We start from the raw sequence: 26,306 nt of genomic DNA, 5'->3' as shown, positions 1-26,306 counted from the left end.
GCCGGGCGCCGGTCTGCCCCTAGCGTGGGTGGGCAAGCGCGGCTCACCCGGCGCAAGGCCGGACAAAAGCCGACATACTTCTCATAACTGCCCGACGGTGGCAGCGCCCGCACCACAGATGGAGACACCACCAGCATGGCCACGAGCACGGACCCACGATCGCCCGCGCCCCACGCCGCCGACACCCACGACTGGATCCGGGTGCACGGCGCCCGTGTCAACAACCTCAAGGACGTCACCGTCGAGATCCCCAAGCGCCGGCTGACGGTGTTCACGGGGGTGTCGGGGTCGGGCAAGAGCTCGCTGGTGTTCGGCACCATCGCCGCCGAGTCGCAGCGGATGATCAACGAGACGTACAGCACGTTCGTCCAGAGCTTCATGCCGACGCTGGCCAGGCCCGAGGTGGACGTGCTCGACGGGCTCACCACCGCGATCATCGTCGACCAGCAGCGCCTCGGCGCCGACCCGCGCTCCACGGTCGGCACCGCCACAGACGCCAACGCGATGCTGCGCATCCTGTTCAGCCGTATCGGGCAGCCGCACATCGGCTCGCCCAACGCGTTCTCCTTCAACGTGCCCACCGTACGCGCCGCCGGCGCGATCACCGTCGAGCGCGGCGAGAAGAAGAAGCCCGTCAAGGCGACCTTCACCCGCACCGGCGGCATGTGCCCGCGCTGCGAGGGCCGCGGCTCGGTCTCCGACCTCGACCTCACCCAGCTCTACGACGACTCCAAGTCGATCTCCGAAGGCGCGATCACCATCCCCGGCTACAAGGCCGACAGCTTCTGGACGGTACGCGTCATCGCCGCATCCGGCGTCATCGACCCCGACAAGCCGATCCGCGAGTACACCAAGAAGGAACTCGACGACTTCCTCTACGCCGAGCCGCGCAAGGTCAAGGTCGACGGCGTCAACCTCACCTACGAGGGCCTGATCCCGAAGATCCGCAAGTCGTTCCTGTCGAAGGACCCCGAGGCGATGCAGCCGCACATCAGGGCCTTCGTGGAGCGTGCGGTCACGTTCGTCACCTGCCCCGACTGCGACGGCACCCGGCTCACCGAGCTGGCCCGCTCCTCGCGCATCCGCGGCGTCAACATCGCCGACGCCTGCGCCATGCAGATCAGCGACCTGGCCGAGTGGGTACGCGGCCTCGACGAGCCGACCGTCGCGCCTTTGCTGGCCAAGCTGGCGCACACGCTCGACTCGTTCGTCCAGATCGGGCTCGGCTACCTGTCGCTCGACCGCCCCGCTGGCTCCCTGTCCGGCGGTGAGGCGCAGCGCGTCAAGATGGTCCGCCACCTCGGCTCCTCGCTCACCGACGTCACGTACGTCTTCGACGAGCCCACAGCGGGCCTGCACCCGCACGACATCCAGCGCATGAACGAGCTGCTGCTGCGCCTGCGCGACAAGGGCAACACGGTGCTCGTCGTCGAGCACAAGCCCGAGACCATCGCGATCGCCGACCACGTCGTGGACCTCGGACCCGGCGCGGGCACCGCCGGCGGCGAGATCTGCTTTGAGGGCACCGTCGAAGGGCTGCGGGCCTCCGGCACCGTCACCGGCCGCCACCTGGACGACCGGGCCACGCTGAAGGACACCGTGCGCACGCCCACCGGCCACCTGGAGATCCGCGGCGCCACCACCAACAACCTCAAGAACGTCGACGTCGACATCCCGCTCGGCGTGCTCACCGTCGTCACCGGCGTGGCGGGGTCGGGCAAGAGCTCGCTCATCCACGGGTCGATCCCCGCCCGCGCCGGCGTGGTGTCGATCGATCAGAGCCCCATCCGCGGCTCCCGGCGCAGCAACCCGGCCACCTACACCGGCCTGCTCGACCCGATCCGCAAGGCGTTCGCCAAGGCCAACGGCGTCAAGCCGGCGCTGTTCAGCGCCAACTCCGAAGGCGCCTGCCCCGACTGCAACGGCGCCGGCGTCATCGAGACCGAGCTGGGCTTCATGGCCAGCGTCACCACCGTCTGCGAGGAGTGCGAGGGCAAGCGGTTCCACCCGTCGGTGCTCGAGCACCGGCTCGGCGGGCGCGACATCAGCGAGGTGCTGGCCATGCCGGTCGCCGAGGCCGTGGAGTTCTTCGGCTCGGGCGAGGCGCGTACGCCGGCCGCCCACGCCATCCTCACCCGCCTCTCCGACGTCGGGCTCGGCTACCTGACGCTCGGCCAGCCGCTCACCACGCTGTCCGGCGGCGAGCGGCAGCGGCTCAAGCTGGCCACCCACATGGCCGAGAAGGGCGGCGTGTACGTCCTGGACGAGCCCACCTCCGGCCTGCACCTCGCGGATGTCGAGCACCTCCTCGGCCTGCTCGACCGGCTCGTGGACTCCGGCAAGTCGGTCATCGTCATCGAGCACCACCAGGCGGTCATGGCGCACGCCGACTGGATCATCGACCTCGGGCCGGGCGCGGGTCACGACGGCGGCCGGGTGGTGTTCGAGGGCACGCCCGCCGAGCTGGTCAAGGCCCGCTCGACGGTGACCGGCGAGCACCTGGCGGAGTACGTCGGGGCCTGATCAGCACGGCACCCGCTCGGGCGCCCCGTCGCCGCCCCGTGACGCCCGCTCGTGGTCCGTCGCGGGGCGGCTCAGTCGCGGCAGCACGGGAAGCGTCGCCAGCAGCACTCCGGTCAGCGCGGCCACGCCGAGGAACGCCCGCTGCACACCGCCTGCGTCGGCGAGCATCCCGAAGTAGGCGGGGCCGGCGAGGAAGCCGAGGTAGGCGACCGTGGAGACGGCCGAGGTGGCCCTTCCTCTGAACGCGTCGGGGACGGGCCGCAGGCCGTACGACAGCAGGGTGGGGAAGAGCGTCGCCGTGCCCAGGGCTGCGGCGACCACGCCCGCCAGGGCGATCGGCAGCGACGGGGCGACCGCCGTCAGCACGCCGCCCGCCGTGGCGATCAGGCCGGATGTGACCAGTGCGGCGATCGGGCGGCGCAGCATGACCGGCCCGCCCGCCAGCCGGGCCAGCGCCGCCGTGGCCGCGAACGCCGCCGGCGCGACCGCGGCCACCGCCGGTGATGCTGAGAAGGCGTCGGCGAGAAGGACCGCCCCCCAGGTCTGGAACGCGTTCTCCGCCGCGAACGCCAGCGCCCCGATCCCGCCGATCACCACCAACGCCCCGCCTCCCGGCAACCGCCCCGCCCCTCCCCGCCGCCTGGGGCGTGCGCTTGTTCCGGTGACAGCGCGGAAGCCCGCCCGCGCCTGGTCGCTTCGCCCCTCCGGCTCCGCGCTCGGCCGCCCGGCTGCGTCCCAAGCCCGCCGGGCGTCGGCCCTTCGGCCGTCCGGGCCTGCGGCCTGCGGGACGTCGATGTCCGTGCGCGGGGCTCCGGCGCCGGTCCGTACGGCGGCTGGGCGGGTCGCGGTCACCACGGTTACGGCGACCGCTGCGACCAGCGCGGCAGCGGCCGTGAAGGCGGCGAGCAGGCTGCCGGTCGCGGCGGCGAGTGCGCCCGCAGCCAGGCTGCTCGCCGCGACGGCGGCGGAGAACGCGGCGTGCGAGCGCGCCACCACCGGCCGTGCCGTGCGCTTCTCCACGGTGGCGGCGAGCGTGTTGATGGCCACGTCGGAAGCCCCCGACGCGGCTCCCACGGCGAGGATGCCCGCACACAGCCCGGCGTAGCCGGTGGAGATCGCGCACAGCACCACACCCGAGACCCCCAGCAGCGCGAGCAGCATCCCGGCCACCCGCAGGCCGACGGCGTCGACGAGCCGCCCGGTCAGCAACATGGCGGGCAGCGCTCCCGCGCCCACCAGCAGCAGGGCGACGCCGAAGCGCGCGTCGCCCACCCCCGCATGGGCGCGCAGCAGGGGCAGGCAGGCACCCCACACACCCCAGAACACGCCGAAACCGGCGAAAGCGAGGAACGGCGACGTACTGAAGAGCCCTGGGCGAGGGCTGGATCCCGACATGTGTGTAACGCTACACAACTAGGATGGCGGCGTGCCCACCAACCGCAGACGCGTGACGCTGAAGGACGTGGCGGCCCGCGCGGGAGTCTCGCTGATGACCGCCTCCTACACGTTCACCCGCCCGGCCCGCGTCGCCGACGCCACCCGCGAACGCGTGCACCGCGCGGCCGGAGAGCTGGGCTACCACCCCGACGCCGTGGGCCGCGCCCTGAAGTCCGGCAAGACCCGGCAGCTCGGCGTGGTCTTCGGCGAGCACCTGGTGTACGCCTTCGACGACCCGCAGGCGGCCAAGTTCCTCGCCGGTGTCGCCGAGGTGTGCGTCGAGGAGGGGCAGGGGCTGACGTTCATCCCGACGCGCGGGGACGCGGGCGACGTCGATCGGGTGCTGTCGTCGGCCGTGGACGCGTTCGTGCTCTGGACCACCACCGAGGACGACCCGGTGCTCGCGGCCGTCGCCGCCGACCCGCGTCCCGCCGTCATCCAGGGCGGCCCGGCGCGTACGGGCATCGCCTGCGTCACCCAGAACGACGAGGAGGCCGCCCGCGCCATCGTCGCCCGCGCACTGCGCGACGGCGCTGCGCAGCCCCGCGCCGAGGGTGACTCCGGACGGCTCCGCACTGGCGACACCTCCGGAAAAGCCCTCACTGACGACGCAGGTCATGGCAAGGGGCGCTCGCGCAGGCCCGTCGTCATCTCGTTCCCCCTCGATCGGGGCCGCACGGCCGTCACGACCACGGGCTCCGGCCTGCCCGCGCACGTCCCGTTCCCCGTCACCGACGCCCGCCTGCGCGGCTACCGGGCCGCCGTCGAGCAGGCCGGGCTGGACTGGGCCGAGACGCCGGTCGCCGTCGTCGCCCGCAACACCCGCGCCGACGGTGCGGCGGCCGCCCGCGCGCTCGCTCCGCGCCTCCCCCCGGACGCGCTCGTCATCGCGATGAGCGACGAGCTGGCCATCGGCGCCCGCGAAGCCCTCCGGGACACGCACCCCGGTGCCGCCTACCTCGGCTGGGACGCCTCACCGGCCGCCCAGGAGCTCGGCATCGTCTCCGTCGCCAACCCCCTGCGCGACCAGGGCCGCCGCTGTGCCCGGCTCGCCCTCAACCCGGAAGGGCACGCCGAAAGCGAGATCCCCTGGAGCATCACCGGCTGAGGCGCGACGCACGACCTCCGCTCGGCCGGCGCGGGGTTTGCTTGGAGCGGCACCGGTCGACGCCGGACTCCTCGACGGGCGCGGCCTCAGCCGCCCCTTGGACCGCGACGCGCCGAAGCCACGGCCGGATCACCGCCATACCGAAGCCGAGCCGGAGGAGCCGCTGGGGCGCGCCGGCCGGAGCCGGAGGCACGGCAGATGTGGTTGTCCGGGCTCGTGGCGCACCACTACCGTGTGGCCGCGTGGATGACTTCTCACGTTCCTGGGCCGCTCTGCGCGCGGCGGTCGCCGATCTCGACGACGACGCCTTCGCGGAGCCGTCGGGCTGTGCCGGGTGGCTCGTACGCGACCTGGTGTGCCACCTGATCGTGGACGCTCAGGATGTCCTGATCACGCTCGTCACGCCCACCGACCAGCCGCCCACCCGCGACGCGATCACCTACTGGGACGTCACCGACACTCCCCCGACCGGTGACGACCCGCTCGACAAGCTGACGGTGCGGCTCGCCGCCGCGTACGAGGACCCGTACCTGCTGAAGTTCCACCTCGACGACGTCGGCTCCGCCGCGGGCCGCGCCGCCGAGCTGGCCGATCCCGCCCAGCGGGTCACCACGCGCGACGAGGTGCTGACGACGGGCGATTACCTGTCGGCATACGTGCTCGAATGGACCCTGCACCACCTCGACCTGATCGCGCACCTGCAGGGCGTGCCGGGGCCGCCCGCCGAAGGGCTGGCGCGGTCGCGCGAGATGCTGGAGAAGATCGCCGGGGCGGCGTTCCCCGCGTCGTTCTCCGACGAGGCGGCGCTGCTCGTCGGCACCGGCCGCCGTGCCCCGACCGCGAGCGAGAAGGACGAGCTGGGCGAGCTGGCCGCGCGGCTGCCGTTCGTGGTGGGCTGAACACGCCTCCCCGCCGCGCCGCGGGGAGCCGCAGATCAACCGCTGTCAGCAGACGTCGAGGTATCAGGAGGGTCCCAGGTGTTGATCCGCACGGGGCTGCTGGTCGGCCAGTACTTCGCGTAGGTGCTCCTGTCCTTCTCCCGCGAGGTCGTCACGGCGTTGCCGTACTGGCGGTTGCTGAGGGCGCCCTGGCCCAGCCGGTTCCGCGTGTCCGTGCTGACGTCGTGGTGCGCCCGCTCCTGGCCGCCGCTGAACGGGGTCAGCCTCGGCGCGCGTGCCGGCGTCTGCTCGTACCGGTCTCCGCCGCCCGCGCGGTCGGAGCCGCCGTCGCGAGCAGCGCCGACAGCAGGACGAACGCCGCGCCGACCGCCGGCCCCCGCATCCGCGTCAAGCGCGACGTGTTCGCGTGAACTGTCATGAACATCGGCCTTCCCCTGGGCGGTGAGTGATCTCGTTCGGTGCCGGCGCAGGTAGGAGGCCATTCCAAGGTCGCAGGCCGGGCACTTCCCGGGCATTTCACGGCCGGCGCGGCGGCAGGTCAGAGCCGCCGGCCCAGCCACTCCAGGCCCTCTTCGGCGCGGGTGACGATCGTGAAGTGGCTGTCGCCTGGGATCAGCCGCAGCTCGGCGGCCGGGCAGCGGGCCGCGAGCCAGGACCCGTGCGCGGCGGGGATGACGCGGTCGTCGGTGCCGTGCATGAGCAGGACGGGAGCGCTGATGTCGGCGGGATCGCAGCCCCAGTCGTGGGTGCAGGAAACGTCGTCGTCGATCTGTCCGTACGGCCCGGCGGCCAGTGCGGGCTCGGAGACCTTGCCCAGCCACCCCCACGGCCCCTCGAACACCGCCAGGTCGGCCTGGGTGAACTCGCAGTCGTACGCGAAGCCGGACGCCTCCAGCGCCGCCCGCACCTCACGGCCCGCGGCCGCCGTGCCCAGCGCGGCCACGCCGGATGGGATCATCCCGGCGAACCAGTCGAGCCCGTCGGCTCCGTACGGGGCGATGGCGGCCAGGCTCAGCACCGCCCGTACGCGATCGCCCAGCACGGCCGCGCACCCCAGAGCGCAGGATCCGCCGCCCGAGTACCCCGCGACCGCGAAGCGGCCGATGCCGAGCGCGTCCGCGACGGCCGCCGCGTCGTCGGCGATCGACGCGATCGTGCGTCCCGGCGCGACGTCGGAGCCGCCGTACCCCGGCCGGTCGAACGACACCCAGCGCAGCCCCAGCCGGTCGGCGGCGGCGAAGAGCGGCTCGGGCGGCGATCCGAGGTTCGGCGTGCCGTGCTGCCACATGATCGGCACCCGCTCGCCGTCCTCCGGCGCGGTGTCGTAGACGTGCAGGGTGCGGCCCCCGCTCACCTGAACGTCCAGCTCGATCATCACGCCGCCCCTTTCCGCGGATCACCACACGACCGTACCGCTCCGGACCGGGGATCCCGCGGAACGTCTTCTATCGGCCGGCCGGGGCCGGCCACTGGAGCAGGGCGAGGTCGGCGATGCGGTGCAGCTCGTCGCGGCAGGCGCCGCCCGCGGCCTGGACGGCGATGCCGTTGGCCACGGTCATGAGGTAGCGGGCCAGCAGCTCGGGGTCGCTGCCTGCGGGCAGGTCGCCCTCGTCGGCGGCGCGCTTGAGGCGTTCGGCGAGGAGTGTGACGCCGCTCTCCCGCCAGGCGGCGAGCGTGTCGCGGGCGGCGCGGCCCGGCTCTCCCGCGGCCAGCGACCCCTGCACGCCGAGACAGCCGGCCGGGGCGCCGGGAGTGGTGGTGGCCTGGACGGCGCCGTGCAGGAACGCGGTCGCCACTTCGCGCGCGGTCGGCTCCAGCAGGGCACGCTGGACGTACGAGGCGGGGCCGTCGGTGTAGCGCTGCAGCACCAGGTGGAACAGGTCCTCCTTGCTGCCGAAGGCGGCGTACATGCTGGTGCGGCTGATGCCCATGGCCTTGGTCAGGTCGGTGAGGCTGGCGCCGTCGTAGCCCTGCTGCCAGAACACCCGCATGGCCTGCTCCAGCGCTTTTTCGGTGTCGAAGCCGCGCGGGCGGCCGATGGGTCCCTTTTCCTGACTTTGCACACCCTCGATCCTACCCTTGTGTACCGATCGGTGCAGAAGTGCTATCGTCATCTTTCGTACCGATCGGTACAAATATCTGACGAGGTGAAGGTCATGAAGCTGTTCGAAGGAAAGACCGCGGTCATCACCGGGGGCGGGACCGGGATCGGGCTTGCGACCGCCAGGAGGCTGGCGGCCGAGGGCGCGCACGTGTTCATCACCGGCCGCAGGAAGGCCGTACTCGATGAGGTGGTGGCGGAGATCGGCCCGTCGTCGGTGACCGCCGTACAGGGTGACATCGCGAACCTTGCCGACCTGGACCGGCTCTATGCCGCCGTACGCGACCGGGGCCGCGGCATCGACGTGTTGTTCGCCAACGCCGCCGCCGCGTCGTTCGCGACCTTGGAGCAGGTCACCGAGCAGCACTTCGACGAGATCTTCGGGGTCAACGTCCGGGGCACGCTGTTCACCGTGCAGAAGGCGCTGCCGCTGCTCAACGACGGCGCCTCCGTGATACTCAACTCCTCGGTGCGGGCCGGCGACGGCGTGCCCGCGTTCGGCGTGTACGCGGCGTCGAAGGCGGCCATCCGCTCCTTCGCCCGCACCTGGGCCGGCGAGCTGGCAGGCCGCAACATCCGGGTGAACGCGATCTCCCCCGGCACCATCGACACCCCCGGCCTGGACAACGTGGTCGCCGGCGACAACTCGCCTGTGACGAAGGAGAGCTTCGCGACGGGCATCCCGATCGGCCGCGTCGGGCGTCCCGAGGAGATCGCCAACGTGGTCGCCTTCCTCGCCTCCGACCAGGCAAGCTTCATCCTGGGCGCGAACCTGGTCGTGGACGGCGGCGAAGTCCAGATCTAGCAGCCGGTACGTACGGCCCGGCCGAACTGGTCGAGGCGTGACAGCAAGGACTGCCCCAGCCGGGACCTGTGCACCCGCGGGGCCAAAGACCGGCGCATCAGCTTCCTACTGGTCAGCTTCCTGCTGGTCGCCGGGCTTTTCGCCCGCCTGAACGTCGCCGGCCCCGACCAGACCGCCTTCCAACTCACCGAGCTCACCGAGGTCACCGAGGTCCTCGCGGGCGGAATCAGGCGCCGAACGCGATCAGGAAGGAGCACGTCGATATCTCCTATGGACCGTGGCGAGTACCAGTCCGGGCCTCGGTCGGCCAGTACGCGGGCCCGCTCCTCCTGGCCGTCGCCGCCTGGCGCTCGGGCGTTCTCGGCACCGCCCGCGCCGTGATGTTGTCGCCGGCAGGAGCCACGTGGATGGGGCTGCTGAAGGGCATCTCCGTCCCCGACGTGCTGGTCACCGGCCTGCTCTGCGTGGCCTTGGTCCCGCTGGGCGTACGGATGCCGCAGGACCGGCTGACGGTTCCGGCCGGACGTCCGAAGCTGCTGACCTGGTGAATGGACTCATCCCTGCCAAGCGGCGGACGTTCCCTGCACGTCGCGGCCTGGCATGTCGGCTTACGGCACCCAGAACACGGAACCGATCCGCCAACCGCGTCGTGCCTGGGCGGGCGGGGCCGCCGGGCGACTGACCAAGGCCGCCCTCGGTCAGTCGCCCGGAGGGTCCTCGGGTCAGCGGCGGCTGTCCGGGATGGTGACGAGACCGCCCTCGTAGGCCGCGATGACGAGCTGAGCCCGGTCCCGGGCGTGCGGCTTGGCCAGGAGGCGGCCGACGTGCGTCTTCACCGTGCCGACGGTGAGATGCAGGTGATCGGCGATCTCGGTGTTGGACAGCCCGCGGCCGATGAGGGTCAGCACCTCGCGCTCGCGCTGGGTGATGTCACTCAGGTCGCGTACGGCCGGGGCGGCGCGAGATCCGTGCAGGAACTCGGCGATGAGCCGCCGAGTCACCGAGGGGGCGAGCAGCGCCTCACCGGCGGCGATGACCCGGATGGCGGCCAGGAGCTCCGCCGCCGTGGCGTTCTTGACGAGGAACCCGCTCGCCCCCGCTCGCAGTGCGCCGTACACGTATTCGTCCAGGTCGAAAGTGGTGAGGATGAGCACGCGGGCGCCGGTGCCGCCGGGCTGGGAGCAGATGCGCCTGGTCGCTTCGATGCCGTCCATGTCGGGCATGCGGATGTCCATCAGGACGACGTCGGGGCGCAGCCGCCGGGCCAGGGTCACGGCCTCGGCACCGGTGCCCGCCTCGCCCACGGTGACCAGGCCGGGTGTGGTGTCGATGAGCACCTTGAGGCTGTCCCGCACCAGCACCTGATCCTCCGCGAGCAGGACCCGGATCGGCGGGGACTGCTCGCGCCCACTGATGTCACCAGTGGTCTGCGCATCAGCGTCACCGGTGGTGGCGGGTTCGCGCCGAGCGCTGTCACCGGGCGCTCGCGCTGGGGCGTGCCTGGCCGCGGGCTCTTCTGCACCCGAGTTCCCCATCGCGGGTGCACCCGCAAAGACATCGCGGGTGGAGAGCCCGTGCGTGTTGCTATCCCAGGTCATCGCATTGCCCCGCTCCCAGTGGCGTCTTCGATCACGGGCTCACGTCCTACGGTGTCGCGTGTCGAGGGCCCGTGTAGGCACACTGACGGCTCCCGGTCACGGCGTCACATGCACCGACATCGCCGGTGACGGTACCGCGCCTAGCAGCGTCGCCTGTCACGAACTCGCGCCCAGCGGCGTCGCCGGTCACGAGCCAACGCCGAGCAGCGTCGCCGGTCACGGGGTCGTGTGCAGTGATGTTACTGATCACGATTGCACGCGCAGCGTCCTCGCGCGCTGCGACGCTGCCGGTTACGGTCACGCCACCAGCGGCGTCGCCCCACGTGGCCTGCCGTCCAGTGGTGTCGCCCCTCATGACCTGGCGTGCAGTGGTGTCGCCGGTCATGTTCCTGCGCCGTTCGCGTTGTAGGGCAGGCGGGCTGCCACGCGGAAGCCGCCCTCGGGGCGGGGGCCTGCGCTGAACGTGCCGCCGTACAGCTTCACCCGTTCGCGCATGCCGATCAGGCCGTGGCCGCCGGGGCCTGCGCGGGGCTGGCGGCCGTGGGTGGGGCCGTCGTCCAATACCTCGATCGCGGCTTCGCGGCCGTCGATGTCCACGGTGACCGTGCAGCGGGTGGGTGCCGCGTGGGTGACGACGTTGGTCAGCGCTTGTTGCACGATGCGGTAGATCGACATCGCGACTCCGGGTGGCGGCTCGGTTTCCCCGTTGACGGTGAGGTGGACGTCGACTCCGGCGGATCGGGCGTCTGCGGCCAGCTTGGGCAGGTCGGCCATGCAGGGGACGGGCAGGTGGGCCTGCTGCGGGTCGCCGTCTGAGCGCAGGAGGCCGATCACGCGGTGGATCTCGGTGAGCGTGCTCCGGCTGGTCTCCTCGATGACGGCCAGCGCGGCACGCGCCTCCTGCGGTCTGGCGTCGGCGACGTGGTTGGCCACGGTGGCCTTGACGGCGATCAGGCTCATGCTGTGGCCGATGACGTCGTGCAGCTCGCGGGCGATGCGTCGGCGCTCGTCCGCCACGACCGCCTCGGAGAGGTGGCGGACGAGGGCGGCGGTCGTGGCGCGTTTCCAGCGCACGGCCGCTCCGACGGCCCACGCCACGACCAGGACCACGGAGATCGCCCCGATCTCGATGGGCCAGGCCGGCGGCAGCTCGCTCGGCCCTGCCGCCGGGTCCAGGCCGGGGAATACGCGCTCGTAGAAGATCAGGACTGCGGCGACCGCCCCGGCGGCGCATGCTGCCAGGCTCGCCATCGACCAGGCGAGCGAGGTGGTGGTGGCCACGAGGTACAGCGTGAGCGCGGTCGGCACGTACGTCACCCAGATAAGCGCCTGCCGCCACCGCGCCGGTCACGGTCGCCGCCACGGCTCCGCTGTGGGGGATGTGGGGCGGCTGCCTGGTGATCGTCGGGCTGTTCACCCGGACCTTCCAGTACGGCACCGACCACCTGGCATTCCACCTGACCGACAGCCTCGGCCTGCAGACGATGCTCGACGGCATCGGCGCCTACTACACCGCCTGGGGCGACACGCGCTGGCATCCGTTCAGGGCGCTGTCGGGGCCGGCGTTCTTCGGGTGGGTCGTGCTGGCCGCCGGCGCTTACCGTTCCGGCGCTCTCGGGCTGGGGCGATCGGTCGCGCTCGGCCTGATGTCGATGCTCGCGCTCGGCCCGCTCAAAGGCACCCAGGTCCCGCAGTCCTTCCTCGCCGTGGGCGGACTGTGCGTCGCGTTCATCCCTCTGGGCGTCTCGCTGCTGCGCGACGGTCCCCCGCCGACTAGGCGCGCCCTGGTCTGGATCGCTGTTCTCGCCGCGGTGTACGTCCTGGTGACGGCCTACGGGCCGAAAGGGTGACGCTCGGCCAGGACCTCGGCGAACAGGTCAGGGCGCTGCAGGGGGATGCCGCGAGCAGGGTCTCCCGGCTCGTACGTACGCTGTCGCGAACGTAGTCGGCCAGCAGCTCGTCCGGAATGAGCAGTTGCCTGGCCTGGAGCCTTGTGAACCACTCCTGCCTGGCCAGCGGTGCGGTCGCGGCGAGAAGCCCCAGCGTCGCACCGGGGAAGCGGAGCGGCTTCGCCTGTGTGCTCACCACGACGGCCCTGGCGACGAGGCCAGGACGGGTTGCGGCCAGGAGGATCGTGAGCTGTGCCCCCAGTGAGAACCCCGCGACGGTCGCGCCGTTCGGTGCGCGTTCCTCCAGGATCTGCGCCAGGGCCCGCGCGGTCTCCTCATGCGATCGGTACGCTTCCGCCGCGCTGCGCCCGTGGCCGGGGAGGTCGGGGATGATCGCGCGGTGACTCGTGCCGAGCCGGTCGAGCACCGGGCGCCACATCCAGCCCGCCACGCCTCCGCCGTGCAGTAACAGGAGGGGTGGGGCGTGCGCGTCGCCGGTCTCACGGACGTACATGGCCTCATCCTCCCACCGACGGCGGATCACCCCGGCGGATGCAGGTCGCTCGGGAGGGCCCTTACTGTGGGGGGATGACTCGTCAAGCGGTGCCGTACGTGGGGACGCTCAGCGCGTACGAGCTGGGCCGGCGCGTGCATCGCGGGCTGCCGTCGTCCACGATCTCGATCACGATCCCGGAGGCCGACCCGGTGGAGATCGCCTGGCTCGGGCGGACCGGCCCGCCGGGACGGTTTCACGCCGCCGTCGCCGGGCTGCACCTGGACGCGGCCGAGCTGCGGCAGGAGGGCTATGGGCGGGGCGTGTGGGTGACGCTCAGCCCGCTGGGGGCGGCGGCGCTGCTGGGCGTTCCCGCGGCCGAGCTGAGCGGTCGCGTCGTCGAGCTCGCCGATGTGGCACCGGCGCTGGCGGACCTGCCTGAGCGACTGGCGGGCCGCAGGTCCTGGCCGGAGCGCCGCGCCCTCGTCGAGGACGCTCTGCTCGCTGGGTGGGCAAGGCACGAGGCACGCGCCGGTGACCGGGATCTGCGGGTCGTGCTGGCGGCGTTGTCAGGGACCGACCGGGTGCGGGAGACGGCCGGGCTGCTGGGCTGTTCGCGGCGGTACCTCAGTGCCACGGTACGGGCCGCGCTCGGCGTGACGCCGAAGGAGTACCAGCGGCTGGTGCGGTTCGAGGCCGCGCGCGGCAGGCTCGTGGCCGCCGCCCGATCCGGCGCGGTCAGCTTGGCGGAGGTGGCGGCGACGGCGGGGTTCGCGGACCAGGCCCACTTCACGCGGGAGTGGCGCGCCATGACCGGGTGTACGCCGGTCGAGTGGCTACGCACCGAAGGGCCGTCCGCGTAGGCGGGGCCGGGGCCGACGTGCCGGTACGGCCGGCGGCCGCCTCCATCGGGGCCGCGAGCCGTCACGGGCGCCGGTCGTCTCCGACGTGGCGACATGTGGTGACGGGTGGTGGTCGTCTCCGGCGCGGCGGCGTGTGCTGACGGGCGGTGTCCGGTACCCGGCCAGAGGCGTTCCCAATTCTTCAAGACCCCGCTGGGCGTCGCCAGCACGATGAGGCGCATGAACCTTTCCCCACGCCTCATCGTGCCCGACCCCGACCGCGCCTCGGCGTTCTATCAGGCAGCCCTCGGCGCAGAGCGGGTGTTCAGCGCTCCCCCGGTCGGAGCCGACGACGGCCGGCCCAGCGTCATCGAGCACCGCGTCGGCGAGGCGACCTTCCGGGTATCGCCGAGCGTCGAAGCGTGGGGCTGGCGGTCGCCGGACGACCTCGGCGGTTCGGCGGTGCTCATCGAGATGGAAGCGGACGATCCGGACGCCGTGGGCGAGCGCATGGTCGCCCACGGCGCCGAGGTGACCGTCCCGATCGAGAACCGGCCGTCCGGCAAGCGCTCAGGCCGGACCCGTGACCCGTTCGGCCACCTGTGGATCATCACGGGACCACTACGCTGAACCGGAGGCGAGCGCGGCGCACACCTCGGTCGCCATCACCGCGCTGAGCTGCGCCGACAGCGAGACCTTCGGCCCCGGCGGGCGGTTCCAGTCCTGGCCGGCCAGCAGCAGGCCGTCGCTCAGGCAGTTCTTCCACAGCCGCTCGGTGCTGCTCACCAGGAAGTCTCGCACCTCGGGCACGTCGCGCACCTCGACCAGGCGGTGGGCGTAGCGGTAGTAGACGCCCTTGAAGAGCCCCTCGTCGCCGCCGTCGCCCTCGTGAGCGAAGACGCCGTCGGAGCTCAGCTCGGCGATCGCCGTCGTCGCGGTACGGGCGGCGCGCTCAAGGTAGTCGTCCCGGCCCAGCGCCTGGGCCAGCTCGACACAGGCGCCGACGTACAGGCCCTGGTTGTACGTGAAGCGCCAGTCCACGTCGATGGCGTGGTCCTGCTGCCGGTTGACGCCGTCCTCCACGAACCCGTCCGGCCGCACCAGCGCGCCCTCCAGCCAGTCCATGACCCGCACGCCCCACTCCAGGTAGCGGTCCTCGCCGGTGACGCGGTGGAGCCGGGCCGACAGGATGACGAACGGCGCGTTGGCCGGGGTGTTCTTGTAGTACGGCTGCTGCACCCGCCAGGCGATGCCGCCGCCCTCGTGGTCGTTCCAGCCGTGGTCGAGCACGTGCTGCCAGAGCACGATGGCGTGGCGGCGCAGGTCGCCGGAGCCGGTGGCCTCGGCCAGGCGCAGGGTGGCGAGCGCGAGCCAGAGCATGTCGTCGAAGTAGTCGTTGAACAGCGCGCCGCCGTTGCGCCGCCGGATGCCGGCCAGGATCTCGGCGGCCTGGTCGAGCCTGGCCGGGTCGGAGGTCCGCCGGTGGGCGTCGATCCGCACGTCCATGGCGTGCGCGAGCCACCAGTAGTTGAAGACGTCGTCGTCGCCGGGCTCCAGCGGATACCAGTTGTGGAAGAGCTGGTCGCCGGGGGCGGCGAAGTAGTGATCGAGGCTGCGCTGCGCCAGTTCGGCGCGGTCGCTCCAGATGTCGGGCAAGGGTCCTCCGTGGTTCAGCTGATCTCTGGCTCGACGATCGAGAACGGGACGATGGAGCGCGGCGGCACCGTCTCACCGCGCATCTGGGCGAGCAGCAGGTCCACCGCCTGCCGGCCCATCTCCCGCTGGTTCTGGCGTATGTGGAGAAACGGCGGCCCGGCGACGGGGTCCAGCGGCGAGTCGAAGCAGGCGATGAGCGGCCGCGGCTCGGTCTCCGCGATGGCCCGGCTCATCACCCGCGCCAGGTTGTACTCGCACACCACGAACGCGGTCACCTCGGGTTCGCGGGCCTGGAAGTCGTGGATGCGCTTGACGTCGGCGAGCACGTTCTCCGGGGTGAACGCGCCCGGCAGCGTGCTGGACAGGCCGGTGAGCTGGCGGGCGTTGTCGAGCGACAGGCCGCGCCCGGCGAAGGCGGCGCGAAAGCCCTCAAGGCGCTCCTCGATGCTGGAGGTGTTCTCCGGCGGCGGCGAGACGAACGCGACCTGCCGGTGCCCCTGGTCGAGCACGCGCTCGGTGAGGGCACGGGCGGCGGCGACGTTGTCGGTGTGCACGGCGCACACCTGGATGCCGGCGAGATAGCGATCGACGAGCACCAGCGGGAAGCCGTCGAGGATGGTCCGCAGCAGGCCGGCGTTGTAGTACTCGCCGTGTACGGGGAACACGATCAGCCCTTCGGCCAGCCCGGCGTCGACCATCGACTCGATGGCCTTCTCCTCCTCTTCCTGGCTGCCGCGGGTCCGCTTGATCACCAGGTTGATGCCGCGCTCGGCGCAGCGCTCCTCCACGGCGCAGAGCAGCTCAAGCCCGTACGCCTCGGACGCGTCCGGATAGATCATCGCGATCGTGCCGGGCACCCGCTCGCCCTCGCCGGCCGCAGTGCTGGACGGTGAGAGCTCCAGGGCGTCGAGGTCGGGCAGTTCGGCGGCCACGAACGAACCCTTGCCGCGGATCCGCTGCACCACTCCGGCCTGCCGCAGCACCTCCAGCGCCTTCTTCGAGGTGATCCGGCTGACCTCGAAGCGCTCGGCCAGCTCCATCTCCGAGGGGACGCGGTCGCCGGGGTTCAGCGCTCCCCTCCGGAGCTCGTCCAGGAGGTATTCGATGATCCGCTCGTACAGAAGCGGGCCTCTCGCAGCCACTCTTCCCCTTCATAGGTTGGTATGTCACCTTGTCTTGGTATATATCATCTCATAGATCGGCATAATGTACCATATTGACTTATGCCAACTTAGTTCCTACGTTTCCCTCAAGTGACATCTCGCGCACCTCACGAAGGGAAACGCGTGAACCCTGTCCCCCCAGTGCTGCTCGGCGTGGCCGAAGACGTACGAACGCGCCTCGCGCCCCGCTTCCCCGAGGCCGCCGCCATGTTCCGGCAGTGCTTTCTCAACACGCTGGAGACCACGGTCAAGCGGCTGCCCGACGGGACGACGTTCGTGCTGACCGGCGACATCCCGGCCATGTGGCTCCGCGACTCGGCCTCCCAGATCGAGCCGTACGTGCGTTACGCCGCGGAAGACGACGACCTGCGGGCCATGGTCCGCGGGGTGATCCGCCGCCAGGCCCGCTACGTCGCGCTCGACCCGTACGCCAACGCCTTCAACGAGACCCCCGACGGCCAGGGCCACCAGGACGACCGCACCGAGCTCACCCCCTGGGTCTGGGAGCGCAAGTGGGAGCTGGACTCGCTGTGCCACCCGCTGCGGCTGCTGCAGCTCTACCACACGGCCACGGGCGACGCCGAGGTGTTCGACGAGGACGTGCACCGCATGCTCACCGTCGCCGTCGCGACCATGCGCACCGAGCAGCACCCCGAGTCCTCGCACTACCGCTTCGAACGCCCGCACCCCCAGCAGCCCACCGACACCCTCGTCAACGGCGGGCGCGGCCCCGAGTGCGGCTACACCGGCATGGTCCGCTCGGCGTTCCGGCCCAGCGACGACGCCTGCACCTACGGCTTCCTGGTCCCGGCCAACATGTTCGCGGTCGTCGTGCTCGGCCACGTCGCCGCCTTCGCCCGCGACGTCTACGCCGACGCCGCCCTGGCCGACGACGCCGCCGCGCTGCGCGACGAGATCGAGGAGGGCATCAAGCGGTACGCGATCGTCGACCATCCCCGCCACGGCCCCGTCTACGCGTACGAGACCGACGGCCTCGGCAATCACCTGCTGATGGACGACGCGAACATCCCGAGCCTGCTGTCCATCCCCTACCTCGGCTACCGCCCGGCCACGGACCCGACGTACCGCAACACCAGGGCCCTCGTGCTCAGCCCCGGCAACCCGTACTACAGCGAGGGCAGGCACGCGCGCGGCATCGGCAGCCCGCACACCAAGCCCGGCCAGGTCTGGCCGATGTCGCTGGCCATGCAGGGCCTCACCAGCACCGACCAGGAGGAGCGCGCCGAGCTGCTGACCACGCTCGCCGCCACCACGGCCGGCACCGGCTACATCCACGAGAGCTTCGACCCCGACGACCCCGGCGTGTTCACCCGCCCCTGGTTCGGCTGGGCCAACAGCCTGTACGCGCAGTTCGCCATGGAGGTGGCGCTGACATGACACAGACGCTCGCCGGCCGGCCGGCGGCCGGCCGGGCATCACCCGGCGGCCGGCGGCACCGTGCCAGGCCCCGGCGTTCCCTGCTGGCCAGGCACCAGGCGCGGGCCGGGGTGCTGTTCGCCACGCCGCCGATGGTGCTGTTCGTCGTCTTCACCGTGCTGCCGGTGATCGGCGCGCTCGGCCTGAGCTTCACCAGCTACGACGTCTTCAGCCCGCCGTCGTGGGTCGGCCTGGAGAACTACGCCAGGCTGCTGGAGGACGTCACCTTCTTCACTACGCTGAAGAACATCCTGCTCTACTGCGCGATGTTCGTCCCGCTGATGATCGCCGCCTCGCTGCTGCTGGCGGTGGCGCTCAACAGCAGGCTCCCGGCGATGGGCATCTTCCGCACCGTCTACTACATCCCGGTGGTGACCTCGCCGGTGGCCGCCGCGACCGTGTGGACCTGGATGCTCAACAGCCACTACGGGCCGGTCAACGAGATCCTCGGCTTCTTCGGCATCCCCGGCCCCGCGTGGGTGGGCGACAGCAGCACGGCCATGCTCTCGATCGTGATCGTCACGCTCTGGCAGGGCGTCGGCTCCAACATGCTGATCTACCTCGCCGGCCTGCAGAACATCCCCAAGCACCTGTACGAGGCCGCCGCGCTGGACGGGGCCGGCCGCTGGGCGACGTTCGCCCACGTCACCTGGCCGCAGCTCCGGCTGACCACGCTGTTCGTCACGACCCTGTCGCTGATCGGCGCCTTCCAGCTCTTCGACCAGGCGTACGTGATGACCAAGGGCGGGCCCGGCAACTCCACGCTCACGCCCGTCTACCAGATCTACGAGACCGCGTTCAACCGGCTGCAGATGGGCTACGCCTCGGCGCAGGCGTTCACGCTCTTCCTCATCATCGTGGCGGTCACCGTGATCAACATGCGGATCAACCGGAGTGACGAGACATGACCATGGCCAGGCGGATCAGGATCGCGCTGTTCTACATCGTGCTCACGGTCGTCGGGCTGTTCATGCTGCTGCCGTTCCTGTGGTCGCTCAGCACGTCGCTCAAGCCCGACAACGAGATCATCTCGTTGCCGATCAAGTGGCTGCCCAGCTCGATCACCTTCGAGCACTACTGGACGGCGTTCACCATGGTGCCGTTCGCCCGCCACTTCGCGAACTCGATGCTGCTCGCCGTGGCGGGCGTCATCACGAACCTGCTGCTCGGCGCGATGGCCGGGTACGCCTTCGCGCGGCTGCCGTTCCGCGGCAGCAAGGTGCTGTTCCGGCTGCTGCTCGCCTCGATGATGGTGCCGACCGTGGTGACGCTGGTGCCGTCGTTCCTCATCGTGCGCAGCATGCCGCTCGCGGGCGGCAACGACATCACCGGGCAGGGCGGCATCGGGCTGCTGAACACGTACTGGGCGGTCATCCTGCCCGGTGCGGTCGGCGCGTTCGCGGTGTTCATGATGCGGCAGTTCTTCCTCTCCCTGCCCAAGGACCTCGGCGAGGCCGCCCGCGTGGACGGCTGCCCCGAGTTCCGCATCTTCTGGAAGATCTACCTGCCGCTGTGCCGGCCCGCGCTGGCCACGCTCGCGGTGTTCACGTTCGTCGCGGGCTGGAACGGCTTCCTCTGGCCGCTCATCGTGCTCAACGACCCCGACATGAGCACCATCCAGATGAGCCTGGCCGCCTTCTCCTTCAACCGCCAGACCGACTACGGGCCGCTCATGGCCGGATCGATCGTCGCCATGGCGCCCACCCTGCTGCTGTTCGCCTTCGCGCAGCGCTACCTCACCCGGGGCCTCGCCTTCACCGGCTCCGGCCTCCAATGACCAGGTCTTTCACGAAGATCTCCACGAAAGGAATGAGCCGCCGATGCACGCGACCCTGACCAGGCGGCTGGCGGCCGCCGCACTCGCCGTCGCAACGGTGATCACCACCGGCTGCGCCTCCTCATCCGGCACCTCCTCCTCGTCGTCCGACGGGGTGGTTCGGCTCAAATTCTGGGGCGACTGGTCCGGCGAGGGCGAGCAGCAGTTCAAGACGATGACCGAGGCCTTCAACAAGTCCCACCCGAAGATCCAGGTCGAGTACGTCGTCCAGGAGGACATCCTCACCAAGTTCCTGACCGCCTCCACCTCCGGCCAGGCCCCCGACATCATGTTCTGGGACCGCTGGCGCACCGCCAGCTACGCGCCCAAGAACGTCCTGCTCCCCCTCGACGACCTGCTGAAGAAGGACGGCATCCCCAAGGAGCGCTTCTACGGCGAGGCCATGCGCGAGCTGACCCACGACGGCAAGCTGTACGGCCTGCCGCTCACCGTGGACGCCCGCGCCCTGTTCTACAACAAGGCCCACCTGAAGGAGGCGGGCCTGGAGCCCCCGCGCACCTGGGACGAGCTGGAGAAGGCCGCGGTGAAGCTGACCAAGCGCGAGGGCGGCAAGCTCGTCCGCGCCGGGCTGTCCATGGACGACACCGGCCTGTTCAGCATGTACCTGCGCCAAGCCGGCGGCCAGATGGTCACCGACGACTGCTCGCGCACCGCGTTCAACGGCCCGCAGGGCCGGCAGGTGCTCGGCCTGTGGGACCGGATGGCCAAGGCCGGCGTCTACCAGAGCGGCTTCGAAAAGGGCCTCGGCGAGGGCACCGACGCCTTCGCCACCGGCAAGGTCTCCATGATCCTCACCGGGCCCTGGAACATCACCACGTACAAGAAGTACGGCAAGGACCTCGACTTCGGCATCGTGCCGCCGCCCGCCGGGCCGCAGGGCGACAAGGCCAGCCTCATGGGCGGCTTCGGCCTGGTGATCCCGCGCGCCTCCAAGCAGCAGGACGCCGCCTGGGAGTTCATCAAGTGGTGGGCGGCCGAGAAGGACAACGCCATGCTGTGGGCCAAGACCAGTCTGAACATCCCCGGCAACGTCGAGGCCGCGCAGGATCCGTTCTTCTCCGGCGACCCGTTCTGGAAGCCGATCCTGGAGACGCTGGAGTTCGCCAAGATCCGCCCCACCTGCGCCGGCTACCCGCCGATGGAGGAAGAGGCGCTCATCCCCAACCTCCAGCTCTTCCTGGAGGGCAAGGTCAGCGCACAGCAGGCCCTCGCCCAGGCGCAGCAGCAGGGCGACCGGGTGCTCAAGGACAACAACCTCAACTAAAAGGATGCGCCGGTGAGATCACGCCTCGCGGCTGCCTGCGTCGTGTTATCGGCAGCCCTCCTCCAGCCGCTCCAGCCGGCCCCGGCCGCCGCCACCGTTCCTGGTGACGCCGACGCGGCCATGTCGGCCTTCATCTCGACCTTCTGGGACCCGCAGAAGAAGTACTTCTACACCAACAGCGACAGAAAGATCCATCCCGAGCACGCACACGGCCCAGAAGGCGGCCTCTACACCGACTTCTGGTGGGAGGCCCAGCTCTGGGAGCTGGTCATGGACGCCTACGAACGCACCCGCGGCTCCACGTACCGCACGATGATCGACGACGTCTACGCCGGGTTCGTCGCCGCCTATCCGACGTTCGAGAACGACTTCAACGACGACCTGGGCTGGTGGGCGCTGGCCTGCGCGCGGGCGTACGAGATCACCGGGGACACCGCGTACCTGGACAGGTCGCGTGAGCTGTTCGAGCGGATCTGGGCCTTCCACGACTCGACGTACGGCGGCGGCATCTGGTGGCGCAGGAGCGTACGCGACCAGAAGAACGTCGCCACCAACGCCCCCGCCGTGCTCACCGCCACCAAGCTCTACACCGCCACCGGCGAGGCGAGCTACCTGGAACGGGCGCGCGGCCTGTTCGCCTGGATCAAGGAGAACCTCCAGGAGGACGGCCACGTCTACGACCACCTCCAGGACGCCGGCACCCTCGTGAAGTGGGACTTCACCTACAACTTCGGCACCTACATCAGCGCCGCCGCCGCGCTCCGCAAGGTCACCGGAGCGGACTCCTACCTGGACGACGCCCGCGCGGCGGCCGACTGGGCCACCACCTACCTCACCAACGGCGGCACGCTGCTGCACGAGGGCGTCGATGACGGCGGCGGCTTCAAGGCGCGGCTGGTCCGCGCGCTCAACACGCTCGTCAAGGAGCACGGCCAGCGCCAGTACCTGCCGTTCCTGCAGCGCAACGCCACCCAGGCGTGGAGCCACCGCCGCGCCACCGACAACCTGGTGGGCCCCGACTGGTCGGCGCCCGCGCCCGGCACGTACCTGCAGAGCCTGACCGCGGCGGCCCCCGTCAGCATGCTGCAGATCGTCCAGCCGGACGGCAACGCCGGGCTCCAGCCGGAGAACGGCGTCTACGAGGCCGAGAACGCCCGCCCGTCGGGCATCGGAGCCGAAAGCAGCCAGTCCGGCTTCAGCGGGCGCGGCTACCTCGCCGGCTGGAACAACCCGGACCAGACGCTCACCTTCCACGTCAACGTGCCCTCTGCCGGGGCGCACGAGCTGCGCCTGCGCTACGCCGCCGGAGCGGGCGACGCCACCCGCCGCGTCCTCGTCAACGGCACCGAGGTGGCCGCCGCCCAGCCGTTCCCCTCCACCGGCGGCTGGGGCACCTGGAACACGGTCGTGCTCGACGGCGTCACCCTCGCCAAGGGGCACAACACGATCCGGCTGGAGATGGGCTCGAACTTCCTCAACCTCGACAGGCTCGACGTCTCCGCCCAGCACCAGGCCGAGTCGGGCACCCTGCGCGGCGTCGGCACCGAGTCCGCCCACGCCGGCTACACCGGCACCGGGTACGTCGCCGGCTGGAACGCGGGCGGCCAGTCGGTGACGCTGCGTCCCAACGTGAGCAGGGCCGGCAGGTACGACTTCACCTTCCGCTATGCCGCCGCCGCGGGCGACGCCGTACGCAGGATCGTCGTCAACGGCGCCGAGGCCGCCGGGGCCCAGCGCTTCCCCGCCAGCGGATCCTGGACCGAGTGGAAGACGGTCACCGTGCCGGACGTGCCGCTCCGCAAGGGCGCCAACACCGTCGCGGTCGCGTTCAGCTCCGCCACGGGCAGCACGAACCGGCTCAACCTCGACGCGATGACCCTCCGCTACACCGGCACTTCCTGACCATCGGCGACAGGAGGAGCGGACCTGCGCGCGCCCGCGCAGGTCCGCGCGGCGGCGTACCAGGCGCTCGCCGCGACGCCGGGGATCCGGAACGCGCGGCCTGATCGCGGCCGCTCAGCCCGCGGCCGCCCAGGCGCCGGCCACGATCGCCTACGCCCAGCGAACGACGACCTGGGAAGTGGTGCTCACCAGCGGCAAGGTGGTGAAGGTGCCCGAGGCGCTGACCGTAGCGCCCAAGGACGCGGTCAACGCGGGGGCCCGCGCCCCGTTCCTGATCAGCGCCGACGGCCGGCACATCTTCCGCGCAAGTCCCTGAGGCCGCCGGAGAAGACGGACGCCCGGGGTCTGGGCGCGTTCAGCCCCGACGGCAAGCGGCTGCTGGTCCAGGGGGAGGGACAGGCCGTCGTCTTCGACCGTGCGCTGCGCTCCCGGCTGCGGCTGAAGACGAAGCTCGCGCCGGAGGCGCTGGCGGGCGACTACACGACCTCGGCCGTGCTGGTCGGCACGGCCGGCAAGTACCGGAAGCTGCGCCTGCTGAACCTGCGTACCGGACGGGCGGGCGCCACGGTGAGCGTGAAGCTGCCGCGCGGGCAGTACATCGACGACGTCGACGTCGACCGGTCGAAGCGGCTGATCGTGTGCTCCAAGACCGCGAGCGGGGTGGCGATCTACCAGGTGTCACACCAGACGGGCGCGGTGAAGACGCTCAAAAAGATCAAGCGGCCGAACGTAGCGACCTGGGTGCTCCCAGGCGACGACACCTACGAGCGGTGGACCGAGCGGAAGTGAGCAGCCTGCGCCCCTGATCCGGTCCGCGTCTTCGAAACGCCCGCGTTTCAAAGACGCGGACCGGGCCGATCAGGCGCCGGGGCGTACCAGACCGCTCTCATAGGCCAGGATGACGAGCTGCACCCTGTCACGCACGCCCAGCTTGGCGATGGCCCTCGTGATGTGGGTCTTGGCCGTGAGCGGGCTGATGACGAGCCGTTCGGCGATCTCGTTGTTGGACAGGCCGAGCGCCACCAGCCGTACCGCCTCCAGCTCCCGTGAGGTGAGCGCGGCCAGCCGCTGATCCGGGCCGGGCATGTGGCCGGGCCGGTGGGCGAACTGCTCGATGACGCGCCGCGTCACGCCCGGCGACAGGAGCGCGTCTCCCCCGGCGACGGCGGCGACCGCCCTGCGCAGCTCGGCGGGTTCGACCTCTTTGGTGAGGAAGCCGCTGGCGCCCGCGCGCAGGGCGGCGAAGATGTGCTCGTCGGTGTCGAACGTGGTGAGGATGATGACCCGGCACCCCTTGGTCTCCGGGTCCGTGACGATGCGGCGGGTGGCGGTGATGCCGTCGGTGCCCGGCATGCGGATGTCCATGAGGATCACGTCGGGGCGGGCGCCGGCGGCCAGCCGTACGGTCTCGTCGCCGTCCTGCGCCTCGCCGACGACCGTGATGTCCCGGGAGCGGGCCAGCAGGCTGCGGAAGCCGGCCCGGACGAGTGCCTGGTCGTCGGCGAGAAGCACCTTGATCGTCATGCCGTCGAGCCTGCCACAGGGATGCCGGCCCGTACGGCGAAGCCGCCGCCGGGTGCGGGTCCCGCCGTGAGCGTGCCCCCGAGTGCGCTCACCCGCTCCCGCATGCCGGCCAGGCCGTGGCCCTCGACGACCTCGGCGCCGTCCGGGACACCGCGGCCGTTGTCGGCGATCTCGACGGTGATCGAACGCGGCCCGTACCCGATCGTCACCCTGGCCTCGCTCGCCTGCGCGTGCTTGAGCGTGTTGGCGAGGGACTCCTGCACGACACGGTGCACGGCGATGGCGGTCACGGCGGGGACGGCGGCGCGGTCACCGTCCTCGTCGAGCGTCACCTTCAGCCCGCCCGCCCGCGCGTCTTCGATCAGCGCGTCCAGGGAGGACAGGTCCGCCTGCGGCGCGGTGCCCTCCGGGCCGTCGCGCAAGACCGTGATGAGGGAGCGGAGGTCGGCCATCGCCCGGTTCCTGACGTCCTTGGCCACCCCCAGCGCTTCGGCGGCCGCCGCCGGGTCCTCCTCGTCAAGGGCGTCGGCGGCCACGTTGAGCTGCACGCCCACGACCGCCAGCGTGTGGGCGATGACGTCGTGCACCTCGTGCGAGACGCGCAGCCGTTCCTCGGCGGCGTGCGCGCGGCGGTCGGTCTCACGCAGCCGCTCACGCCAGCGCAGCGCGGCCGCGTAGGTGACGCCCGCCGCGACGAGGATCGCCAGCAGCACCCCCTCCCCGATGACGTGGATGAGGTAGCGGGGCAGGTTGCGCTCGATGAGCCAGCGCGCGTCGAACCCGGAGTACACCAGCTGGGCCACGCCGATGGCGGCCATCCAGCGCACGTGTGGGGTGGTGGCGGCGGTGAAGTACGCGACCGCCGCCGGCCAGATCCAGCCGGCCAGATCCAGCCGGCCGGAGGCCAATGCCCGGTCAGGTGATAGACGAAGATTCCCGCGACCGACAACAGCAGCACGGTCATCGGCCACCGGCGACGTACCAGGAGCAGCGCGCCGAGGAACGCGCCGAGCTGAATCGCGCCGTCCCACGGGTTGTGCACCCCGGTGGCGAGGGCCACGGCCACGAAGAAGACCAGGGTGAGGACGGCGAGCGTCGTATCGGTGATCCGGGCGAGGTGCCGGACGAGCGCGGGTTCGCGCCGCGGCGGCGACTCTGGCATGCGAAGGCTCACTCTCGGCTGGTTCAGACGTGCGTGACCAGCAGTGTCACACCGGCCTCGCCGCCGCAATCGACGAACACCGGGCCCACGCCGTTACCGATCCTGGGGTCGAGGGCCGCCTTGGCCACGAACCCCTTCGGGTCGTCCTTGACGATGCGGATGTTCCGCAGCACCGGGTTCTTCCTGTCCAGCCCGGCGAGCACGGCCTTGAGCCCCTTGCCGCCGCCGCAGTGCCCGGTGATCGTCACCTCCTGGCCGCGCTTGGTGGTGGGGTTGGGGCTGACCTGCACCACCGCCCTGGCGCCCTTCGGCGCGGCCGCCTCGCTCACCGTACTCGCCTGGCCGGTCTGGGCTACTTGGCTCGCCTGCGCTGCCTGGCCCGCCTGGGTTGCCTGGGCTGTCTTGCCCGCCTGCGCTGTCTTGCCCGCCTGCGCTGCTTGGGCTGCATGACCCGCCTGCGCTGTCTTGCCCGCCTGCGCTGTTTGGGCGCCGGCCGGCGTGCTCGCTGCGGCGAGCAGCCCGGCCGTCAGGCCGAGCCCGGCGATCGCGGCCAGCACACTCTTGCTCATCACGGTTCCCCTCTGTCGGGCTTCGATCATCTCGGTGGGAGACGCTAGGCCCGGCGGCACCAGGAGCACATCGTCCGTTGATCGTCACTTCGCGGTG

General features: G+C 71.3%; 27 protein-coding genes. 15 read left to right on the top strand and 12 right to left on the bottom strand.

Annotated elements, in window-relative coordinates; translation table 11 throughout:
• The first annotated feature begins 135 nt into the window (after positions 1-135).
• Positions 136-2,523 (top strand): excinuclease ABC subunit UvrA, encoded by a 2,388-nt coding sequence (locus AB0K67_RS01640; RefSeq protein ID WP_364051117.1) that lies wholly within the window; start codon positions 136-138, stop codon positions 2,521-2,523.
• Here the strand turns inward: AB0K67_RS01640 and AB0K67_RS01635 are convergent, their stop codons facing one another.
• Positions 2,524-3,918, bottom strand: a complete 1,395-nt coding sequence (locus tag AB0K67_RS01635; protein WP_364051114.1) for an MFS transporter — start codon at positions 3,916-3,918, stop codon at positions 2,524-2,526. It abuts the gene before it with no gap.
• 31 nt (positions 3,919-3,949) lie between these two features.
• On the opposite strand from AB0K67_RS01635, the gene AB0K67_RS01630 reads away from it, so the two are divergent.
• Together AB0K67_RS01630 and AB0K67_RS01625 are read left to right on the top strand one after the other, a co-directional pair.
• Positions 3,950-5,068 (top strand): LacI family DNA-binding transcriptional regulator, encoded by a 1,119-nt coding sequence (locus AB0K67_RS01630; RefSeq protein ID WP_364051111.1) that lies wholly within the window; start codon positions 3,950-3,952, stop codon positions 5,066-5,068.
• Positions 5,069-5,310: 242 nt separating this feature from the next.
• Positions 5,311-5,967, top strand: a complete 657-nt coding sequence (locus AB0K67_RS01625; RefSeq protein WP_364051108.1) for a maleylpyruvate isomerase N-terminal domain-containing protein — start codon at positions 5,311-5,313, stop codon at positions 5,965-5,967.
• 35 nt (positions 5,968-6,002) lie between these two features.
• Here the strand turns inward: AB0K67_RS01625 and AB0K67_RS01620 are convergent, their stop codons facing one another.
• The 3 genes from AB0K67_RS01620 to AB0K67_RS01610 form a co-directional block, all read right to left on the bottom strand.
• Positions 6,003-6,449: a hypothetical protein gene (locus AB0K67_RS01620; RefSeq protein ID WP_364051105.1), complete on the bottom strand. Its 447-nt coding sequence runs from the start codon at positions 6,447-6,449 to the stop codon at positions 6,003-6,005.
• A 56-nt stretch (positions 6,450-6,505) separates the two neighbouring features.
• A complete protein-coding gene (locus tag AB0K67_RS01615) occupies positions 6,506-7,342 on the bottom strand; it encodes an alpha/beta hydrolase (RefSeq protein WP_364051102.1) in 837 nt (278 codons plus the stop codon).
• Between the two features lie 70 nt (positions 7,343-7,412).
• Positions 7,413-8,030 (bottom strand): TetR/AcrR family transcriptional regulator, encoded by a 618-nt coding sequence (locus AB0K67_RS01610; protein WP_364051099.1) that lies wholly within the window; start codon positions 8,028-8,030, stop codon positions 7,413-7,415.
• Positions 8,031-8,123: 93 nt separating this feature from the next.
• Between AB0K67_RS01610 and AB0K67_RS01605 the strand changes: the two genes are divergently transcribed.
• Together AB0K67_RS01605 and AB0K67_RS01600 are read left to right on the top strand one after the other, a co-directional pair.
• The gene (locus tag AB0K67_RS01605; protein WP_364051096.1) at positions 8,124-8,873 is read left to right on the top strand and encodes a glucose 1-dehydrogenase; all 750 of its coding nucleotides are present in this window, start codon (positions 8,124-8,126) and stop codon (positions 8,871-8,873) included.
• A 407-nt stretch (positions 8,874-9,280) separates the two neighbouring features.
• On the top strand, positions 9,281-9,421 hold the full coding sequence (locus AB0K67_RS01600; protein WP_364051093.1) for a hypothetical protein: 141 nt from the start codon (positions 9,281-9,283) through the stop codon (positions 9,419-9,421).
• A 174-nt stretch (positions 9,422-9,595) separates the two neighbouring features.
• Here AB0K67_RS01600 and AB0K67_RS01595 read toward each other — a convergent pair whose 3' ends face one another.
• A complete protein-coding gene (locus tag AB0K67_RS01595; RefSeq protein WP_364057391.1) occupies positions 9,596-10,288 on the bottom strand; it encodes a response regulator transcription factor in 693 nt (230 codons plus the stop codon).
• A gap of 564 nt (positions 10,289-10,852) precedes the next feature.
• Complete coding sequence (locus AB0K67_RS01590) at positions 10,853-11,788, bottom strand: sensor histidine kinase (protein ID WP_364051090.1); 936 nt, start codon at positions 11,786-11,788, stop codon at positions 10,853-10,855.
• Between the two features lie 62 nt (positions 11,789-11,850).
• On the opposite strand from AB0K67_RS01590, the gene AB0K67_RS01585 reads away from it, so the two are divergent.
• Entirely contained in the window at positions 11,851-12,321 is a 471-nt protein-coding gene (locus AB0K67_RS01585; RefSeq protein ID WP_364051087.1) for a hypothetical protein, read from the top strand.
• Here AB0K67_RS01585 and AB0K67_RS01580 read toward each other — a convergent pair.
• Positions 12,245-12,874, bottom strand: a complete 630-nt coding sequence (locus AB0K67_RS01580; RefSeq protein ID WP_364051084.1) for an alpha/beta hydrolase — start codon at positions 12,872-12,874, stop codon at positions 12,245-12,247. The genes AB0K67_RS01585 and AB0K67_RS01580 overlap by 77 nt on opposite strands.
• A gap of 74 nt (positions 12,875-12,948) precedes the next feature.
• On the opposite strand from AB0K67_RS01580, the gene AB0K67_RS01575 reads away from it, so the two are divergent.
• Both AB0K67_RS01575 and AB0K67_RS01570 read left to right on the top strand, forming a co-directional pair.
• Positions 12,949-13,716 carry a helix-turn-helix domain-containing protein gene (locus tag AB0K67_RS01575; RefSeq protein ID WP_364051081.1) on the top strand — a complete coding sequence of 256 codons (768 nt, stop codon included), beginning with the start codon at positions 12,949-12,951 and terminating at the stop codon, positions 13,714-13,716.
• A gap of 219 nt (positions 13,717-13,935) precedes the next feature.
• The gene (locus AB0K67_RS01570; protein ID WP_364051078.1) at positions 13,936-14,325 is read left to right on the top strand and encodes a VOC family protein; all 390 of its coding nucleotides are present in this window, start codon (positions 13,936-13,938) and stop codon (positions 14,323-14,325) included.
• On the opposite strand, the gene AB0K67_RS01565 is transcribed toward AB0K67_RS01570, so the two are convergent.
• Positions 14,317-15,351 (bottom strand): glycoside hydrolase family 76 protein, encoded by a 1,035-nt coding sequence (locus AB0K67_RS01565; RefSeq protein ID WP_364051075.1) that lies wholly within the window; start codon positions 15,349-15,351, stop codon positions 14,317-14,319. The genes AB0K67_RS01570 and AB0K67_RS01565 overlap by 9 nt on opposite strands.
• A 14-nt stretch (positions 15,352-15,365) precedes the next feature.
• A complete protein-coding gene (locus AB0K67_RS01560) occupies positions 15,366-16,493 on the bottom strand; it encodes a GntR family transcriptional regulator (protein ID WP_364051072.1) in 1,128 nt (375 codons plus the stop codon).
• Between the two features lie 144 nt (positions 16,494-16,637).
• Here AB0K67_RS01560 and AB0K67_RS01555 point away from each other — a divergent pair, with 144 nt between their 5' ends.
• From AB0K67_RS01555 to AB0K67_RS01525, 7 genes are all read left to right on the top strand, one after another.
• Entirely contained in the window at positions 16,638-17,912 is a 1,275-nt protein-coding gene (locus tag AB0K67_RS01555; protein ID WP_364051069.1) for a glycoside hydrolase family 125 protein, read from the top strand.
• Positions 17,909-18,859 carry a sugar ABC transporter permease gene (locus tag AB0K67_RS01550; RefSeq protein ID WP_364051066.1) on the top strand — a complete coding sequence of 317 codons (951 nt, stop codon included), beginning with the start codon at positions 17,909-17,911 and terminating at the stop codon, positions 18,857-18,859. The genes AB0K67_RS01555 and AB0K67_RS01550 overlap by 4 nt, the downstream gene beginning before the upstream one ends.
• The gene (locus tag AB0K67_RS01545; protein WP_364051063.1) at positions 18,856-19,728 is read left to right on the top strand and encodes a carbohydrate ABC transporter permease; all 873 of its coding nucleotides are present in this window, start codon (positions 18,856-18,858) and stop codon (positions 19,726-19,728) included. The genes AB0K67_RS01550 and AB0K67_RS01545 overlap by 4 nt, the downstream gene beginning before the upstream one ends.
• 43 nt (positions 19,729-19,771) lie before the next feature.
• Positions 19,772-21,052: an ABC transporter substrate-binding protein gene (locus AB0K67_RS01540; RefSeq protein ID WP_364051060.1), complete on the top strand. Its 1,281-nt coding sequence runs from the start codon at positions 19,772-19,774 to the stop codon at positions 21,050-21,052.
• A gap of 12 nt (positions 21,053-21,064) precedes the next feature.
• A complete protein-coding gene (locus tag AB0K67_RS01535) occupies positions 21,065-22,954 on the top strand; it encodes a glycoside hydrolase family 76 protein (protein WP_364051057.1) in 1,890 nt (629 codons plus the stop codon).
• A 178-nt stretch (positions 22,955-23,132) separates the two neighbouring features.
• Positions 23,133-23,270 (top strand): hypothetical protein, encoded by a 138-nt coding sequence (locus tag AB0K67_RS01530; protein ID WP_364051054.1) that lies wholly within the window; start codon positions 23,133-23,135, stop codon positions 23,268-23,270.
• A 176-nt stretch (positions 23,271-23,446) separates the two neighbouring features.
• Positions 23,447-23,743: a hypothetical protein gene (locus tag AB0K67_RS01525; RefSeq protein ID WP_364051051.1), complete on the top strand. Its 297-nt coding sequence runs from the start codon at positions 23,447-23,449 to the stop codon at positions 23,741-23,743.
• A gap of 69 nt (positions 23,744-23,812) precedes the next feature.
• On the opposite strand, the gene AB0K67_RS01520 is transcribed toward AB0K67_RS01525, so the two are convergent.
• The 3 genes from AB0K67_RS01520 to AB0K67_RS01510 form a co-directional block, all read right to left on the bottom strand.
• Positions 23,813-24,478: a response regulator transcription factor gene (locus AB0K67_RS01520; protein WP_364051048.1), complete on the bottom strand. Its 666-nt coding sequence runs from the start codon at positions 24,476-24,478 to the stop codon at positions 23,813-23,815.
• The gene (locus AB0K67_RS01515) at positions 24,475-25,386 is read right to left on the bottom strand and encodes a histidine kinase (protein WP_364051045.1); all 912 of its coding nucleotides are present in this window, start codon (positions 25,384-25,386) and stop codon (positions 24,475-24,477) included. Before AB0K67_RS01515 ends, AB0K67_RS01520 begins: the two co-directional genes overlap by 4 nt.
• A gap of 277 nt (positions 25,387-25,663) precedes the next feature.
• The gene (locus AB0K67_RS01510) at positions 25,664-26,209 is read right to left on the bottom strand and encodes a hypothetical protein (protein ID WP_364051042.1); all 546 of its coding nucleotides are present in this window, start codon (positions 26,207-26,209) and stop codon (positions 25,664-25,666) included.
• Between the last annotated feature and the right edge of the window lie 97 nt (positions 26,210-26,306).

The organism is Nonomuraea sp. NPDC052634 (genome assembly GCF_040678535.1).
Taxonomy (GTDB): Bacteria; Actinomycetota; Actinomycetes; order Streptosporangiales; family Streptosporangiaceae; genus Nonomuraea; species Nonomuraea fastidiosa.
The sequence above is the reverse complement of the archived record's forward strand: the minus strand, read 5'-3'. Positions and strand labels throughout refer to the sequence as shown.